The organism is Rhodobacteraceae bacterium LMO-JJ12, assembly GCA_021555075.1.
GTDB lineage: Bacteria > Pseudomonadota > Alphaproteobacteria > Rhodobacterales > Rhodobacteraceae > JAKGBX01.
Genome location: JAKGBX010000001.1, coordinates 790626 through 806093 on the forward strand (window position 1 = coordinate 790626; position 15468 = coordinate 806093).

The 15468-nt window shown below is 60.5% G+C and carries 18 protein-coding genes; 9 read left to right on the plus strand and 9 right to left on the minus strand.

Annotated features, from left to right (window positions below):
- Positions 1-71: 71 nt before the first annotated feature.
- Entirely contained in the window at positions 72-359 is a 288-nt protein-coding gene (locus tag LZG00_03725; GenBank protein MCF3593098.1) for a DUF1467 family protein, read from the minus strand.
- The gene (gene mce / locus LZG00_03730; GenBank protein MCF3593099.1) at positions 359-763 is read right to left on the minus strand and encodes a methylmalonyl-CoA epimerase; all 405 of its coding nucleotides are present in this window, start codon (positions 761-763) and stop codon (positions 359-361) included. The genes LZG00_03725 and mce overlap by 1 nt, the downstream gene beginning before the upstream one ends.
- Positions 764-938: 175 nt before the next feature.
- On the opposite strand from mce, the gene LZG00_03735 reads away from it, so the two are divergent.
- On the plus strand, positions 939-1655 hold the full coding sequence (locus tag LZG00_03735; GenBank protein ID MCF3593100.1) for a response regulator: 717 nt from the start codon (positions 939-941) through the stop codon (positions 1653-1655).
- Positions 1656-1724: 69 nt separating this feature from the next.
- Complete coding sequence (locus LZG00_03740) at positions 1725-2201, plus strand: hemerythrin domain-containing protein (protein MCF3593101.1); 477 nt, start codon at positions 1725-1727, stop codon at positions 2199-2201.
- Between the two features lie 94 nt (positions 2202-2295).
- Here LZG00_03740 and aspS read toward each other — a convergent pair whose 3' ends face one another.
- The gene (aspS, locus tag LZG00_03745; GenBank protein ID MCF3593102.1) at positions 2296-4146 is read right to left on the minus strand and encodes an aspartate--tRNA ligase; all 1851 of its coding nucleotides are present in this window, start codon (positions 4144-4146) and stop codon (positions 2296-2298) included.
- A gap of 224 nt (positions 4147-4370) precedes the next feature.
- Here aspS and carB point away from each other — a divergent pair, with 224 nt between their 5' ends.
- Positions 4371-7715 (plus strand): carbamoyl-phosphate synthase large subunit, encoded by a 3345-nt coding sequence (gene carB, locus LZG00_03750; GenBank protein ID MCF3593103.1) that lies wholly within the window; start codon positions 4371-4373, stop codon positions 7713-7715.
- Between the two features lie 65 nt (positions 7716-7780).
- Here the strand turns inward: carB and LZG00_03755 are convergent, their stop codons facing one another.
- From LZG00_03755 to LZG00_03765, 3 genes are all read right to left on the minus strand, one after another.
- Complete coding sequence (locus LZG00_03755) at positions 7781-8482, minus strand: EI24 domain-containing protein (GenBank protein ID MCF3593104.1); 702 nt, start codon at positions 8480-8482, stop codon at positions 7781-7783.
- The gene (locus tag LZG00_03760) at positions 8467-9045 is read right to left on the minus strand and encodes a nitroreductase family protein (GenBank protein MCF3593105.1); all 579 of its coding nucleotides are present in this window, start codon (positions 9043-9045) and stop codon (positions 8467-8469) included. Before LZG00_03760 ends, LZG00_03755 begins: the two co-directional genes overlap by 16 nt.
- A gap of 127 nt (positions 9046-9172) precedes the next feature.
- The gene (locus LZG00_03765) at positions 9173-10279 is read right to left on the minus strand and encodes a class II histone deacetylase (GenBank protein ID MCF3593106.1); all 1107 of its coding nucleotides are present in this window, start codon (positions 10277-10279) and stop codon (positions 9173-9175) included.
- 85 nt (positions 10280-10364) lie between these two features.
- Between LZG00_03765 and LZG00_03770 the strand changes: the two genes are divergently transcribed.
- Positions 10365-10622 (plus strand): DUF167 domain-containing protein, encoded by a 258-nt coding sequence (locus tag LZG00_03770; GenBank protein ID MCF3593107.1) that lies wholly within the window; start codon positions 10365-10367, stop codon positions 10620-10622.
- A gap of 6 nt (positions 10623-10628) precedes the next feature.
- Here the strand turns inward: LZG00_03770 and LZG00_03775 are convergent, their stop codons facing one another.
- Positions 10629-10895 (minus strand): hypothetical protein, encoded by a 267-nt coding sequence (locus LZG00_03775; GenBank protein MCF3593108.1) that lies wholly within the window; start codon positions 10893-10895, stop codon positions 10629-10631.
- Between the two features lie 125 nt (positions 10896-11020).
- Here LZG00_03775 and LZG00_03780 point away from each other — a divergent pair, with 125 nt between their 5' ends.
- Complete coding sequence (locus LZG00_03780; protein MCF3593109.1) at positions 11021-11725, plus strand: M48 family metallopeptidase; 705 nt, start codon at positions 11021-11023, stop codon at positions 11723-11725.
- Here LZG00_03780 and LZG00_03785 read toward each other — a convergent pair.
- Positions 11676-12014, minus strand: a complete 339-nt coding sequence (locus LZG00_03785) for a hypothetical protein (protein MCF3593110.1) — start codon at positions 12012-12014, stop codon at positions 11676-11678. The genes LZG00_03780 and LZG00_03785 overlap by 50 nt on opposite strands.
- Before the next feature lie 97 nt (positions 12015-12111).
- Between LZG00_03785 and LZG00_03790 the strand changes: the two genes are divergently transcribed.
- The 4 genes from LZG00_03790 (at position 12112) to LZG00_03805 (ending at position 13880) form a co-directional block, all read left to right on the plus strand.
- Positions 12112-12477, plus strand: coding sequence for a YigZ family protein (locus LZG00_03790; protein ID MCF3593111.1), 366 nt, complete (start codon positions 12112-12114; stop codon positions 12475-12477).
- Positions 12478-12650: 173 nt separating this feature from the next.
- Positions 12651-12911, plus strand: coding sequence for a DUF6455 family protein (locus LZG00_03795; protein ID MCF3593112.1), 261 nt, complete (start codon positions 12651-12653; stop codon positions 12909-12911).
- A 157-nt stretch (positions 12912-13068) separates the two neighbouring features.
- Positions 13069-13431 carry a diacylglycerol kinase gene (locus LZG00_03800; GenBank protein MCF3593113.1) on the plus strand — a complete coding sequence of 121 codons (363 nt, stop codon included), beginning with the start codon at positions 13069-13071 and terminating at the stop codon, positions 13429-13431.
- A 101-nt stretch (positions 13432-13532) separates the two neighbouring features.
- Complete coding sequence (locus LZG00_03805; GenBank protein ID MCF3593114.1) at positions 13533-13880, plus strand: hypothetical protein; 348 nt, start codon at positions 13533-13535, stop codon at positions 13878-13880.
- Between the two features lie 134 nt (positions 13881-14014).
- Here LZG00_03805 and rimO read toward each other — a convergent pair whose 3' ends face one another.
- On the minus strand, positions 14015-15397 hold the full coding sequence (rimO, locus tag LZG00_03810) for a 30S ribosomal protein S12 methylthiotransferase RimO (protein ID MCF3593115.1): 1383 nt from the start codon (positions 15395-15397) through the stop codon (positions 14015-14017).
- Positions 15398-15468 lie beyond the last annotated feature (71 nt).

Here is a 15468-nt window from a genome sequence, read left to right on the forward strand (position 1 = left end):
GTGATGGCGAGCGATTGATCGCTAACAACGTCACGCTCAAACCTTGAAGCACGAGTTTTGGGCGGGGCATGTTAGCCTTGTGCACCTGCCTGCGGTTTCATCCGATCAAACCAATCCATATCGCGTATCGTGATGGCTCCCGAATAGATGATGCCCGCAATGATGCACCAGAGCAGAGCGGCCAGAACCGTGGAGAGCATCGCCTTTTTCTTCAGGTGATGCACCTCGGGCGATCCGGCCATTGTGCCGGGCACGATCTTGCCGACGTCCCCTTGGGTTTTCAACCGGAACGGGATGACCACCAGAAAGGTCAGGAACCACAGCACGATATAGAGCACGAAGGCCGAGGTGATGCTCATCAGACTTGCTCCAGCTCCACCAGGCAACCGTTGAAATCCTTGGGGTGCAGGAACAACACAGGCTTGCCATGGGCGCCGATTTTCGGCTCGCCCGTGCCCAGCACCCGCGCGCCACTCGCTTTCAGATGGTCGCGCGCGGCGAGGATATCATCGACCTCGTAACAGACATGGTGGATGCCGCCCGAGGGGTTCTTGTCGAGAAAACCCTTGATCGGGCTGTTCTCGCCCAGCGGGTAAAGCAGCTCGATCTTGGTGTTGGGCAGTTCGATGAACACCACCGTTACGCCGTGATCCGGTTCGTCCTGGGGGGCACCGACATTGGCGCCGAGGGCCGTGCGATATTGCGCGCAGGCCGCTTCGAGATCAGGAACGGCGATGGCAACGTGATTGAGGCGACCGATCATGGCTGGGCTCTCCTTGTAATGGCTTTTCTGGCTCTGTCTTGGCGTCCTTATGGGCGCGCGGCGCTGGCTCTGCAAGATATGCCGTATTTGCTGCGTTTCGTTAACCCCGCATTAGGCATGGCTGCGTCATTCTGAGTCGCGACTGTAGATGCGAGACCAGAAAAGGATGATCGCCATGGATGAATTCGACACGCTTTCCACCTATCGCTCGCCGACGGCGGCGCGCCCGCTTCTGGGGCTTACCGTGCTGGTGGTTGAAGACAGCCGCTATGCCTGCGAGGCGATTCGCTTGATGTGCCAGCGGTCGGGCGCGCGGATCCGGCGGGCCGATTGCCTGATGTCGGCGCGCCGCCATCTTCAGGTTTATCGCCCGTCGGTGCTGATCGTTGATCTGGGGCTGCCGGATGGGTCGGGGGACGAGCTGATTTCCGAGATGGACCGTGCGTCTCCCAGGGTTGGCGTGATTCTCGGGATGAGCGGCGATGATGGCGCCGAAGATCTGGCGATCGGAGCGGGGGCTGACGGGTTTCTCGCCAAGCCGCTGGCCAATCTGGCGGTGTTTCAGGAAACCATCCTTGCCCAGCTTCCTGCCGATCGCCAACCGATCGGGCCGCGTGTTGTGCCAAGTGGCATACTCTGCCCCGATCCTGTGGCCTATCGCGATGATCTGACGCATGTCGCGGATATTCTCGCCGAAGAGTATGACGGCGCGAAGCTGGATTATCTGGCGCAATTTGTGGGTGGGGTGGCCCGCAGCGCCGCGGATGAGCAGCTTGAACATGCCGCCCAGTCGTTGGCCGCGACCCGTTCGGAAAGCCGCCCCTCGCGTTCAGCGCTGGCGCGTCTGGCGGGCCTCGTTCAAGAGCGGCTGGCCGAGCGGGTGGCGATCTGAGCGGCTGTCGGCTCTCGGGAACCCAAAGGCGGGTTGGGCGTTGTTTCATCGCCAAGATGGAGAAAACGCATGACTGACATCTATGAAATGATCAAATCCGACCATGACCGGCACCGCGAATTGCTGGAGCTTATCTCGGATACTTCGGGGGCATCGGACGCGCGCAAGGCGGCATGGGACGAGTTCTACCATGATGTGAAGGCCCACGCGGCGGCTGAAGAAGAGACGTTTTATTCCAAGCTGATCAGCAAGACTTGGGGGCAGGATACGGCGCGCCATTCGGTGCATGAACATCAGCAGCTTGATGATCTGATGGAAGATCTGAATCAGAGCGATATGGCGACGGGGGGATGGCTGACCAAGTTCAAAACGCTGCGCCATGACTATGAGCATCATATTGACGAGGAAGAGGACGAGGTCTTCGCCCGTGCGCGCGAGGTGATCCCTGATGGTGAAATCGAAGGCTATGGAAAAGCCTTCAAAACCCGCAAGGAGAATGAGGCGCTGTTGATCGAGAAAAAGCGCGAAGACAGTCTGGAAGACTAGCGGCGACAGTTTCGTTTTCGTTGAGCAGAGTAATCTTTGGCGGCACCCCGACATCTACGGGGTGCCGCCAAATGGCCACTGAAGGTTTGCCGCCTCAGTCTTCTTGGACGGTGCGCAAATGCAGCTCCATCAGCTGTTCCGGGCTGACCTCGGAGGGGGCATTCATCATCAGATCCTGCGCCTGTTGGTTCATCGGGAACATGATGACTTCGCGGATCGAGGTTTCATCCGCCAGAAGCATCACCATCCGGTCGATGCCCGCCGCACAGCCGCCGTGTGGCGGGGCGCCGTATTGGAAGGCGTTAACCATGCCGCCAAAGCGTTTTTCGACTTCTTCCTTGCCGTATCCAGCAATTTCAAAGGCCTTGAACATGATCTCGGGCTTGTGGTTGCGGATTGCGCCAGACACCAGCTCGTAACCATTGCAAGCAAGGTCATATTGATAGCCCAAAACGTCGAGCGGGTCGCCGTTGAGCGCGTCCATGCCGCCTTGGGGCATTGAGAAGGGGTTGTGCTCAAAGTCGATCTTGCCGGTTTCTTCGTCGCGCTCGTAAATCGGGAAATCGACGATCCATGCAAAGGCAAAGCGGTCTTTGTCGGTCAGGCCGAGTTCGTCGCCGATGACGGTGCGTGCTTTGCCCGCAACCGTCTCGAATGCCTTGGGTTTGCCGCCAAGGAAGAAGGCTGCATCGCCGACGCCAAGGCCGAGTTGTTGGCGGATCGCTTCTGTGCGTTCGGGGCCGATGTTCTTGGCCAGCGGTCCGGCGGCTTCCATGCCGCCTTCGACTTCACCAGCCTTGAGCTTGGCTTGGGCTTCCTTGACGGGAATGCCCAGTTCTTGAGCCACGGAATCGGCGGTTTTCTCGCGCCAGAAGATATAGCCCATGCCGGGCAGACCCTCTTTTTGCGCAAACGCGTTCATCCGGTCGCAGAATTTACGCGACCCACCGGTGGGCGCGGGAATGGCGCGGATTTCGGTGCCTTCCTGCTCAAGCAATTTGGCGAAGATGGCAAAGCCAGAGCCACGGAAATGCTCGGAGCAATCTTGCATCTTGATCGGGTTGCGCAGGTCGGGCTTGTCGGTGCCATACCATTTGGCGGCGTCACGATAGGAGATCTGCGGCCATTCGGTATCGACTTTGCGCCCGCCGCCGAACTCTTCAAAGACACCCTGCATCACCGGCTGGATGGTGTCGAACACGTCTTGTTGGGTGACAAAGCTCATCTCGAGGTCGAGTTGGTAAAAGTCGGTCGGTGAGCGGTCGGCGCGGGGGTCTTCGTCGCGAAAACACGGTGCGATCTGGAAATATTTGTCAAAGCCCGAGACCATGATCAGCTGTTTGAACTGCTGGGGCGCTTGCGGCAGTGCATAGAATTTGCCCGGATGCAGGCGTGAGGGCACAAGGAAATCGCGCGCCCCTTCGGGGGAGGAGGCGGTGATGATTGGGGTTTGATATTCGCGGAAATCCTGATCCCACATGCGTTTGCGGATTGAGGCAACCATATCAGAGCGCAGCTTCATGTGGCTTTGCATCTTTTCGCGGCGCAGATCGAGATAGCGATAGCGCAGGCGGGTTTCTTCCGGGTATTCCTGTTCGCCAAATACCATCAGGGGCAGTTCACCCGCAGCGCCCAGAACCTCAATATCGCGGATGTAAACTTCGATTTCGCCGGTGGGAATCTTGGGGTTGATCAGATCGGCGCCACGCGCTTTGACTTCGCCATCAATCCTGACGCACCATTCCGAGCGGAGTTTTTCAACCTCGCCAAACACCGGGCTATCGGGATCGCAAAGCACCTGTGTCATGCCGTAGTGATCGCGCAGGTCGATGAACAGTACGCCGCCATGATCGCGCACCCGATGGACCCAGCCCGAGAGGCGGACGGTTTCACCGACGTTGGATTTGTTCAGCTCGGCGCATGAGTGGCTGCGATAGGCGTGCATTTGAGGCCCTTTCAGGGGTGATTGGGTTGGTCGCGCTGATACACCTTGCCAAGCGTCGGAAGTCAAGGAAAAGGCGTGATTGCGGGCGCGGTGTTGTGTTTAGCGTGCTACTGTGCGGCTTGCCGGGGTGGGATTGAACCGGGCGGCCAACTCGGCCCTTGTGCTTGGGGGTGCGGCGATTATAACCCACGACGATTTGCGAGACTTGGCCCGAGGGATGCATCATGCCTAAAAGAACCGATATTAAATCCATCATGATTATCGGCGCGGGGCCAATCGTCATCGGGCAAGCCTGTGAGTTTGACTATTCCGGCGCACAGGCCTGCAAGGCGCTACGCGAGGAAGGGTATCGCGTTATTTTGGTCAACTCGAACCCGGCGACGATCATGACCGATCCGGGGCTGGCCGATGCCACTTATATTGAGCCGATCACGCCCGAAGTTGTCGCCATGATCATCGAGAAAGAGCGCCCTGATGCGCTTCTGCCGACGATGGGCGGGCAGACAGGATTGAACACTTCGCTGGCGCTGGCCGATATGGGGGTGTTGGAAAAATTCGGCGTTGAGCTGATCGGGGCGAACCGGCAAGCTATTGAAATGGCCGAAGATCGCAAGCTTTTCCGCGAGGCGATGGATCGGCTTGGCATTGAGAACCCCAAGGCCACGATCGTGACCGCGCCCAAGGGCGAGAACGGCAAGAAAGACCTTTCTGCCGGTGTTGCCATCGCCATGGAGGCGCTTGAGGAAATCGGCCTTCCGGCGATTATTCGCCCGGCCTTTACGCTGGGCGGGACCGGTGGCGGCGTGGCCTATAACCGCGACGATTACATTCATTTCTGCCGCTCGGGCATGGATGCCTCGCCGATGGGGCAGATCCTGATTGATGAGTCTCTGCTGGGCTGGAAAGAGTTCGAGATGGAGGTTGTGCGCGACAAGGCGGACAATGCGATCATCGTTTGTGCCATCGAAAACGTTGACCCGATGGGGGTGCATACCGGCGATTCGATCACCGTTGCGCCCGCGCTAACGCTGACGGACAAGGAATATCAGATCATGCGCAACGGCTCGATTGCTGTTCTGCGCGAGATCGGAGTGGAAACCGGCGGGTCGAACGTGCAGTGGGCGATCAGCCCCGAAACCGGCCGCATGGTGGTGATCGAGATGAACCCGCGGGTGAGCCGGTCGTCGGCTCTGGCGTCAAAAGCCACCGGGTTTCCGATTGCCAAGATCGCGGCCAAGCTGGCTGTAGGCTATACGCTGGACGAGTTGGACAACGATATCACCAAGGTGACGCCGGCCAGTTTCGAGCCGACGATAGACTATGTTGTTACCAAGATCCCCAAATTCGCGTTTGAGAAATTCCCCGGCTCTGAGCCGTATCTGACCACCGCGATGAAATCGGTGGGCGAGGCGATGGCGATTGGGCGCACGATCCATGAATCGCTGCAAAAGGCGCTGGCGAGCATGGAATCGGGGCTGACCGGGTTTGATGAAGTGGTGATCGAGGGCGCGCCGGACAAGGCGGCTGTGATCAAGGCGCTTTCGCAGCAGACACCCGACCGGATGCGCACCATCGCCCAGGCAATGCGCCACGGTTTGTCGGACGATGAAATCCATGGCGTGACGATGTACGACCCGTGGTTTCTGGCCCGGATCCGCGAGATCGTCGAGGCCGAGGAAGTGGTGCGCGTGAATGGCTTGCCCAGCGACGCCGATGGGCTGCGCCAGCTCAAGATGCTGGGTTTCAGCGATGCGCGGCTGGCCAAGCTGACCGGTTTCAAGGAACAGGACGTGCGCAAGAAGCGCGTCGTTCTCGGGGTTACGGCGGTGTTCAAGCGGATTGACACCTGTGCGGCGGAATTCGAGGCGCAAACGCCTTATATGTATTCCACCTATGAAGCGCCCGCGATGGGGGATGTGGAATGCGAGGCGCGGCCGAGCGAGCGCAAAAAGGTGGTCATTCTGGGCGGTGGACCAAACCGGATCGGGCAAGGGATCGAGTTTGACTATTGCTGCTGTCATGCGTGCTATGCGCTGACCGACGCGGGTTACGAGACGATCATGATCAACTGTAACCCTGAGACGGTTTCAACCGATTATGACACTTCCGACCGGCTCTATTTCGAGCCGTTGACGTTTGAGCATGTGATGGAGATCCTGCGGGTCGAGCAGGAGAATGGCACGCTGCATGGTGTCATCGTGCAATTTGGCGGGCAAACGCCGCTGAAGCTTGCCGATGCGCTTGAGGCCGAAGGTATCCCGATTTTGGGCACCTCGCCGGATGCGATTGATCTGGCGGAAGATCGTGAGCGTTTTCAGGCGCTTGTCAACCAATTGGGTCTCAAGCAGCCGAAGAACGGCATTGCTTCGACCGATGCGCAGGCGCTGGCGATTGCCGAAGAGATCGGTTTCCCGCTGGTCATCCGGCCTTCGTATGTTCTGGGCGGGCGGGCGATGGAGATCGTGCGCGATATGGACCATTTGCGGCGTTACATTTCCGAAGCCGTGGTGGTGTCGGGTGATAGCCCCGTGTTGCTCGATAGCTATCTTTCTGGCGCGGTCGAGCTTGATGTCGATGCGCTTTGCGATGGCAAGAGCGTGCATGTTGCGGGGATCATGCAGCATATCGAAGAGGCCGGTGTGCATTCGGGCGACAGTGCGTGTTCGCTGCCGCCTTACAACCTGTCGCAAGACATTATCGAGCAGATCAAGGTGCAGACCAACGCGCTTGCGCTTGCGCTCAATGTCGTCGGGCTGATGAATGTGCAATTCGCAATCAAGGCCAACGAGCAGGGCGAGAGCGAGATTTTCCTCATCGAGGTCAACCCGCGTGCGTCGCGCACCGTGCCGTTTGTGGCCAAGGCGACCGATAGCGCGATTGCGTCGATCGCGGCGCGGCTGATGGCGGGCGAACCGATGGAGAATTTCCCGCTGCGCCCCGGCTATCCGGCAGATTCAACGCCGGGCACGTTGCCCACGGCCGACCCGATGACGCTGGCCGATCCGCAGATGCCCTGGTTTTCGGTCAAGGAGGCGGTGTTGCCGTTTGCGCGCTTCCCCGGTGTGGATACGATTCTGGGGCCTGAAATGCGCTCAACCGGTGAGGTCATGGGCTGGGACCGCTCGTTTGCTCTGGCGTTTTTGAAGGCGCAGATGGGGGCGGGAATTGAGCTTCCGACCGGCGGCAAGGTGTTCTTTTCGATCAAGGATGATGACAAGACCGGCTTGATTGTCGAGACGGCTGAAATGCTTGTGGAACAGGGCTTTACCATTCTTGCCACCGGCGGCACTGCGGCGTTTCTCAAGGAACATGGGATTGCTTGCGAGTTGGTCAAGAAGGTCTATGAAGGGCGCCCGAATATTGTCGATCAGCTGAAGGATGGCGAGATTGCATTGGTGATGAACACCACCGAGGGCGCGGCGGCGGTTGCCGATAGCCGTGAGATCCGCTCGGTCGCGCTTTATGACAAGATCCCCTATTACACCACCGCAGCGGGCAGCCATGCCGCCGCGCAAGCGATCAAGGCGCGCGCCGAAGGGGCGTTTGGGGTGATTTCGCTTCAGGGCTGAGGTGGTCGGATTTCAGGGCCGGGCGGGAAGGGTTTGCGCCCTGCCGCCCGGCCTTTTTTGTGGCGTTAACGTTCTTTCAACCCATGGAAGATATGGGTGAAGGTGGCGGCGCCGAGGATCGGGATCACCAGGTTGAGCACGGGCACCACCAACGGCAGCGCCATCAGGATACCTGCGGCCCAGATCGTCAGGGCGTGGCGCTTGCGCAGCGCCTTGGCACCTTCGCGCCCGATCCGGCGCGTGGCGGCAAGTTGGAAGTATTCGCGCCCCAGCAGATAGCCGTTGAGACCGAAGAAGATGAAGGGTGCCGATGGGGGGAAGAACACATAGATCACGAAGGCCAATGTGTTGGCTCCGATGATTACGCCGAGAAAATTGAGCGTGTCGCGAAAGGCGTCAAAGAACGGCACGCCGGGCGTGGGTGGCAGTGCCGGGTAATGGCGCGCTTCGACCGCGTCGGCGACTTCATCGAGAAACATCGAGGTGATGGCCGAGGCGACCGGGATCATCAGGAAGAAGCTGAGCACCAGCATGAAGATCAGCGACGACCATGACAGAAGGTCGCCGATGCTGACCACGCGGCCCAGCACTTCGAAATAGGCGTCGGGGCCGATGAACGTGTCGAGAACCCAGAGCAGAACGGCATAGGCGGCGACCAGAAGCGCGATAGTGAGCAGAAGGCCAAGCCAGATCACGCGCCGGAAACGCGGATCGCCGATTTGCCCGAGCGCCTTGAAAAACGACGTGAGGATCAGGCTGAAAGCCATGTGGTGATCTCCTCAAGCGCGGGGCGGGGGCGCTCGGGCGCGGCGGTTGTTTCGGTAGCGATATGGATAAACCCGGCGACGCGCTCGTGATCGGCAAGGCCGAGCACGTCGCGCGTGAAGGCGCGGTCATGGGCGGCAAAGCCCGAAAGCCAGTTGGCACCCCAGCCCGTCGCCAGGGCAGCGTTGAGCAGCGCCAGACAGACGCCGCCTACGGCGTAGCTCTGCTCGATGGGGGGCACTTTGGGGGAGGGCTTTTGCACTTCGATCACGGCCACGGCGAGGTGGCCCTGATCGAACTGGCTGCGGGCCTTGGCGATAGAGTCTTCATCCAGCCCGGCGGCGCGGGCGTGCGCTTCGGCGGCCTCGGCCAGCCGGGGCATGGCGCCCGCTTCGATCACGAGGAAACGCCAGGGTTCGAGCTTGCCATGATCGGGGCTGCGTGAGGCGGCGGTGAGTAGGGGGGTGAGCTCATCGCGGGTCGGCGCCGGTGCCGTAAGGGTTTTGGCGGGGCGTGAGCGGCGGGTTTGCAGGAAGTCGAGGGCGACCGGATTGGGTTTCGGCATGGCAGCAAGTCCTTTGGTAGCTTGTGTTCTATGTCTGCTGGCATTGCGCTGGCGTCAAGGGCAGGAGCGAGGGGCGCTGCCCCTCGCGCTCCCCGGGATACTTTTGGCAAGATGAAAGAGGCGCGTGTCAGTCGAGGAGGGTGTCGGCCATTTCGGTCACAAGATCGGCGAAAACGGCCTGCATCCGGGGGTTGGGTTGGCGGCGCGCCACGGTGTCGGCCATCGGGTCGGGGGCAGTGGCGACGGAATCGGCGAGCTCTTCCAGAACGGCATGGCCGCAGAATGGCACGTAGGCTTCGGAATAGCCGCCTTCATGCACCAGGAGCAGCTTGCCTTCGCAGAGATGTTTGGCCGATTGCATCATCTGGGCGGTCATGGCGCGGAAAGTATCGGCGGTGGCCAGCATCTGGGCCAGGGGATCGAAGATGGAGGCGTCAAAGCCGCAGGCGACGATGATCGCGTCGGGGCGGAATTCGGCCAGCGCGGGTTGCACGATCCGCTCCATCACGTCGAGATAGGTGGCGTGGCCCGCGCCGGGGGGCAGTGGCACGTTCATGTTGTAGCCAAGGCCCGCGCCGGTGCCGCGATCGGTGATGTCGCCTGTATCGAGCGGGTAGTTGTGTTCCTGATGGATCGAAATGGTCAGCACGTCATCACGGTCATAAAAGATTGCTTCGGTTCCGTTGCCGTGATGCACGTCCCAATCGACCACGGCAAAGCGGCTTCCCTGACCCGAGGCGATGGCCGCTTCGATGGCGATGGCGATATTGGCCAGCAGGCAGAAGCCGTTGGGCCAGTCGGGCAGGCAATGATGGCCGGGCGGGCGTGACAGGGCATAGGCGTTATCAAGCGTGCCGTCGAGCACCTGCGAGAGCGCCTCTTTGGCGAGGCCCGCCGACAGGGCGGCAATCTCGAAGCCGCCCTTGAGGAAGGGGGTGCGCAGGCCCAACTCGCCGCCGGCCGCATCCGACGTGTCCTTGAATTTTTGCAGGAAGGTTTCGGGGTGCACGCGGGCCAGGTCGCCCCAGGTGGCGGGGGCGGCAGATTGCATGGCAAGCTCGCGTGCAAGCCCGCTGACCTCGATCAGGTTTTTCAGGCGGCGTTTGGTCTCGGGGTTTTCCGGCAGGCCGCCCGCCGCGAGGGGCTGCACAAAGCCACCCAGAGGCAATGTCAGCGCATAGTTGCCGCCGCCATGCCAGAAACATTTCTCGTCCCAGAAAAACCCGGTTGCCATATTTTTTCTCCGATTCCGTCGCGGGGGATTAGCGCGCGCTACGGCGTGGATTGCAACCCGTGTCTGGCCAGTTGTAGGTTGGCCTATGGCAGATCCGGATTTGACAGCACTTGCCCGGCCTGGGGCCGAAATCGCCGTGAGGGTGACGCCGAAAGCGTCACGCAACAGGGTTGTGCAGCAGGATGGCGCCTTGCGCGTCTATGTGACCGTGGTGCCGGAAGCGGGCAAGGCCAATGCCGCGGTTATCAAGCTTTTGGCCAAGGCGCTCGGCGTGCCGAAATCGCAGCTTGTGCTGATCCGGGGTCAGAGTGCGCGCGACAAGGTGTTTCGGATTGCGCAATAGCGCCGGTCAGCTCTTGTCTTCGGGTACCAGCGAATAGACCCCTTCGGGCAGGTTGAGCGCCGCCGCCATGTCGCGCACCTGAGATATTGAGAGGGTGATTTTCTGGACGCTGTTGGTGCGCGGGTCGAATTGTTCGACCGTGACGCATTCGGCGAAGGCATTGACGATGACATCTTCCTGAAGCGGGGTGGCGACCGCTTTGGAAGTGGGGGCCGGGCCCTCGTCCACCAGTGTGATCACTGTGGCATCAAATTCATGCTCGATTGAAAACATGCGTTCAGCATAACGGGCGGAAATCGGCGCGCAAGCCTTCAACCCTGCGTGAATCGGCGCAAACAGGCTGGTGCATGCGCGCGCAGGTGCTATTCTGGCGCGAAAATCAAGGAAATGAGGCGACGATGCGGGTTCTGGCCCTGTTTGCACTGCTGGCCCTTGCGGGCTGTATGACGAGCGTGCCGCCACAGGCTCCGCCTGAGGCATCGGCGTCGCCAACGGTTGTCGGCAGGTTGAGTGCGCAGAAAGCGGCGCGGCAATTCGTGACGGTGATGGAGACGGTCGAGCCCGTGGCCGAGCGCGAATGCCGCAATCGCACCGAGGGCATGAACTGTGATTTTCAGATCGTCGTGGATGATCGCGCGGGTCTGCCGGCAAATGCCTATCAGACGCTTGATCAGTCGGGCCGGCCGGTGATTGCCTTTACGCTGGCGTTGATCGGTGACGTGCGCAATGCTGATGAATTGGCGTTTGTGATGGGGCATGAGACCGCACATCACATTGCAGGTCACATTCGCCGCCAGCGCGAAGCCGCCGCTGCGGGTGCGGTGATCTTTGCCGGGTTGGCGGTTTTGACCGGGGCGGATGCAACATCTGTGCAATCAGCACAGGAATTGGGCGCGGCCGTGGGCGCGCGCAGCTATTCCAAGGAATTCGAGTTGGAGGCCGATGCGCTGGGCACGGTGATCACCAAAAAGGCCGGGTATGACCCACTGAGGGGGGCCGAGTTTTTCACCCGCATTCCCGATCCGGGCAACCGGTTTCTGGGCACGCATCCGCCTAATGCGCAGCGGATTGAAACGGTGCGGCGGGTGGCCTCGCAGATGTAAAGCTCGTGTGGGATTTGGGGCGGCTGCGCCGATGGCGCATCAGGCGCAATGAAATCGCGATGGTTGACATGATGATCCAGAATCCCTGAAGCAGGGCAGCGGCAAGATTGAAGCTGGCTGTGAGGCCGATCAGAACGAGGCTTGCCGCGCAGAAATTGATTGCGAAATAGGTGATGCAATCGCTGGTCAGGTGACGGAAAGTGAGCATGATGTAATTCATCACGTAAAGCGCAAAGCCGAAAACTCCTGCGATTTCAAAGAGAGATAGATCAGAAAAACTGATGTTCATGGCAAACCTGCAAATATTTGTTTCTAAATTGAAAACCTGTCTATGCGAGAGTGATAGCAGCCCGTGTGGATCTGTGCAGGTGGGGAATTCCTGACCTATGTTACAGATTGAAAATGTGGTGCGTGATCGTGGCTCGAAATACGCGGTATCTGCCGGGGCGGCAGCCAGCCGGGCCGATGTCGACGGGTTCTTGAAGGGGCTGAAAGGCGTGAAGAAATACGCCAAGGCGACACATAACACCTGGGCCGTTTTGCTGAGTGACGGCACGCCCTTGAAAGGGGATGACGGCGAAGCAGGGGCCGGGATGGTGATCTTACGGATGCTGGAGCGTGAGGGGCTGCACGATCATCTGATCGTGGTAACCCGTTGGTATGGCGGAACAAAGCTTGGTGGCGACAGGTTTCGCCGGGTTGCCGACTGTGTGCGTGCCTATCTTGATGCGCGCGCGGACCCCGAGGTTTGATCAGGGTCAAAGACGCAAATCCGCATGTCACGATAGAGTGGGGGACATTGCGCAGACGACGGTGAGCGGGCGCAATCTTGCGCCTGTCGGAAGGCGCAAGACGCCGCATGAGGTGTGTTGCAACCGGGGGTGTCCGACGCCCCTCAGATACTGAGATGGATGGAATTTCGCAGATGAATATCAATGTATTGCCTCTCGGAGATCCGGTCATGCACTTCTGGCTTACCCGCTCGGCGGCGCGGGCCATGGGGATCAATCTGAGCGAAGCGATGGCGGAGGGGAAACTGACTGCTGAGGATTATACGGCCATGGTCACGAATTGCCGTCAATGCGCCTTTGTCGAAGAGTGTCAGAGTTGGCTGGCGACCTCTGCGGTGCAGCGCTGCGAAGCCTACAAAGACTGTCGCAACAAGGCGGTGTTGGAGCGGCTTTGACCGCGCCGGGATGCGCCGAGAGGGGCGTATGAGACGAAACCGGAAGGTCGCTCTTTCCGTGATGGACTGAACGCGCGGTGATGGCGAACTTGCGCTGTGCCATGAAACCGCTCATCGTTTCTTGCAGGGGATACCTGCGAGGGGGGAACGGTTCGGGATGCTCTATTTCTTCAAACGGCTTCGCCTGCGCCTGATCTGGAGTTGGCGCGGCGTTGTGCAGACCTGGGGGTCCGAACATTCTTTTCGCACTTGGGTCTGGGCCAATCTGGTTTCGGCGTCACTTGCTCTGCTCTTGCCGATTTCCCTATCGGAACGGGCGCTTATCTTGGCGCTTGGTCTGTTGGTTCTGGCGTTTGAGCTGATCAATACGGCGATCGAGCATGCGATCGATTACATCTCAAACGCGCAGCATCCGCTTGCGGCGAAGGCCAAGGACGCCGGAAGCGCCGGTGTGTTTGTCGCCTCGCTTGCGGCGGGGGTGGCGTGGGTCATCGTGCTGGCACAATTCTTGCCCGGTTAGGGCGCAGGAATGACCCCGCCGTGACTGCCGTCGCTTTGCGCAATTGCCAGATCGCCGGGTGCGCCCTAATCTGGAGCAGAATTTGCACCGGAGGTTTCGCAATGATCACACGTCGGCTTTTTCTTGGCGCGGCATTGGTTGCGCTGGCGCTGCCTGTTTTTGCGCAATCGCTGCCCGACAACATTTCAGGTGTCTACCGCGCCGAGGGGCGCAACCCTGACGGGTCGACCTATCGCGGCACGGTGACGGTGCAGGAGAGCGTCGGCGGGGCGGTGGGCTTTGCCTGGATTGTGGGCAATCAGAGCTACGCCGGTGTCGGCCAGCGCGACGGTCGGGTGGTGAGCGTGAACTGGGGCGACGCGCATCCAGTGGTCTATGTGATCATGCCCAACGGGACACTGCACGGCACATGGGGCGATGGTCGGGCGTTGGAGCGGTTGGAGAAGTAGGGCGAACCCGTTGAACCAAAGGGTGGCGTGCGGACCTCGGGGTGGGTGCGAAGCGCCCTCCCCATGGGGGAGGTCCGGGCGCTGCCCGGCGGTGCCGGGCGTGGGGATAAGTTAGGCGCGGTTTTCTTCGCTGCTTAAACGGTCTTGCCCCACAAATCATACTCCCCGGCCTCGTCCACCTCGACAGAAACGATCTCACCGACAGCCAATCCCTCGGTTCCCTCATCAATAAACAAATTTCCGTCGATCTCGGGCGCATCGGCCTTGGTGCGGCAGGTTGCGATGCCGTCTTCGTCGATGTCGTCGATGATGACATCCATGATCTGACCCACTTTGGCGGCCAATTTGGCTTCGGAAATGCTCTGGGCCTTTTGCATGAAGCGGTCCCAGCGATCCTGTTTGACGTCATCCGCGACATGATCGGGCAAGGCGTTGCTTCGCGCGCCATCGACGTTTTCATATTGAAAGCAACCGACTCGGTCGAGTTGGGCCTCGTCCATCCAGTCGAGCAAGGTCTGGAATTCGGCTTCGGTCTCGCCGGGGTAACCGACGATAAAGGTTGAGCGCAGGGTGATGTCGGGACAGACGCCGCGCCATTCGGCGATGCGGTCAAGCGTGCGTTCGGCGTGTGCCGGGCGGGCCATGCGTTTCAGGGTCTCGGGATGGGCGTGCTGAAACGGGATATCGAGATAGGGCAGCACGACGCCTTCGGCCATGAGCGGGATCAGCTCGCGCACATGCGGGTAGGGGTAGACATAATGCAGGCGCACCCATGCCCCGAGCGCCCCGAGATCGCGGGCCAGCGCGGTGATGGCCTGCTCGCCTGAGGGGCGATCTTCGCGGGGCCAGTCGACGCCATAGGCCGAGGTGTCTTGCGAAATGACGAGAAGTTCGCGCACGCCGTTTTCCACCAGCTTTTCGGCTTCACGCAGCACGGCGCGGTGCGGGCGCGATTGCAGGCGGCCACGCATCGAAGGGATGATGCAGAACTTGCAGTGGTGATTGCAGCCTTCGGAAATCTTGAGATAGCTGTAGTGGCGCGGGGTGAGCCGGACGCCGGAGGCGGGCAGCAGGTCGACAAACGGATCGGGGCTGGGCGGAACGGCGGCGTGGACTGCATCAAGCACCTGTTCGTATTGGTGCGGGCCGGTCACGGCGAGGATGCGGGGGTGATGTTCGCGGATGTAGTCCGGTTCGGCCCCGAGACAGCCGGTCACGATGACGCGGCCATTCTCGCTCAGGGCTTCGCCTATGGCTTCGAGCGATTCCGCCTTGGCAGAGTCGAGAAAGCCGCAGGTGTTGACGATCACCGCGTCGGCCCCGGCATAGTCGGGCGACAGGCCATAGCCCTCGGCGCGTAGGCGGGTGAGGATGCGCTCGCTGTCGACCAGAGCTTTGGGGCAGCCGAGAGAGACCATGCCGATGGAGGGCTGGCCCTCGCGACGGGTTTGCGCAAGGGCGGTGCGGGCATTGGCAAGGTCGGGGCGAAGGTTGGGCGGATTCTGCATGGGTGGCATATAAGCGAGCGCGCGCGCCGGGAAAAGCGGCAATGCGAGATAGGCTGCGCGGGGTTCTTGCCGTAAAGCGG

What these genes read in the sequence shown, in the direction of transcription:
- LZG00_03790 (MCF3593111.1), top strand. Translation starts at nt 12,112, where the DNA reads ATGTTACAGATTGAAAATGTGGTGCGTGATCGTGGCTCGAAATACGCG.
- LZG00_03775 (MCF3593108.1), bottom strand. Translation starts at nt 10,895, where the DNA reads ATGTTTTCAATCGAGCATGAATTTGATGCCACAGTGATCACACTGGTG.
- carB (MCF3593103.1), top strand. Translation starts at nt 4,371, where the DNA reads ATGCCTAAAAGAACCGATATTAAATCCATCATGATTATCGGCGCGGGG.
- LZG00_03795 (MCF3593112.1), top strand. Translation starts at nt 12,651, where the DNA reads ATGAATATCAATGTATTGCCTCTCGGAGATCCGGTCATGCACTTCTGG.
- aspS (MCF3593102.1), bottom strand. Translation starts at nt 4,146, where the DNA reads ATGCACGCCTATCGCAGCCACTCATGCGCCGAGCTGAACAAATCCAAC.
- LZG00_03785 (MCF3593110.1), bottom strand. Translation starts at nt 12,014, where the DNA reads ATGAACATCAGTTTTTCTGATCTATCTCTCTTTGAAATCGCAGGAGTT.
- LZG00_03740 (MCF3593101.1), top strand. Translation starts at nt 1,725, where the DNA reads ATGACTGACATCTATGAAATGATCAAATCCGACCATGACCGGCACCGC.
- LZG00_03735 (MCF3593100.1), top strand. Translation starts at nt 939, where the DNA reads ATGGATGAATTCGACACGCTTTCCACCTATCGCTCGCCGACGGCGGCG.
- LZG00_03765 (MCF3593106.1), bottom strand. Translation starts at nt 10,279, where the DNA reads ATGGCAACCGGGTTTTTCTGGGACGAGAAATGTTTCTGGCATGGCGGC.
- LZG00_03770 (MCF3593107.1), top strand. Translation starts at nt 10,365, where the DNA reads ATGGCAGATCCGGATTTGACAGCACTTGCCCGGCCTGGGGCCGAAATC.
- mce (MCF3593099.1), bottom strand. Translation starts at nt 763, where the DNA reads ATGATCGGTCGCCTCAATCACGTTGCCATCGCCGTTCCTGATCTCGAA.
- LZG00_03725 (MCF3593098.1), bottom strand. Translation starts at nt 359, where the DNA reads ATGAGCATCACCTCGGCCTTCGTGCTCTATATCGTGCTGTGGTTCCTG.
- LZG00_03755 (MCF3593104.1), bottom strand. Translation starts at nt 8,482, where the DNA reads ATGGCTTTCAGCCTGATCCTCACGTCGTTTTTCAAGGCGCTCGGGCAA.
- LZG00_03805 (MCF3593114.1), top strand. Translation starts at nt 13,533, where the DNA reads ATGATCACACGTCGGCTTTTTCTTGGCGCGGCATTGGTTGCGCTGGCG.
- LZG00_03760 (MCF3593105.1), bottom strand. Translation starts at nt 9,045, where the DNA reads ATGCCGAAACCCAATCCGGTCGCCCTCGACTTCCTGCAAACCCGCCGC.
- LZG00_03780 (MCF3593109.1), top strand. Translation starts at nt 11,021, where the DNA reads ATGCGGGTTCTGGCCCTGTTTGCACTGCTGGCCCTTGCGGGCTGTATG.
- rimO (MCF3593115.1), bottom strand. Translation starts at nt 15,397, where the DNA reads ATGCCACCCATGCAGAATCCGCCCAACCTTCGCCCCGACCTTGCCAAT.
- LZG00_03800 (MCF3593113.1), top strand. Translation starts at nt 13,069, where the DNA reads ATGCTCTATTTCTTCAAACGGCTTCGCCTGCGCCTGATCTGGAGTTGG.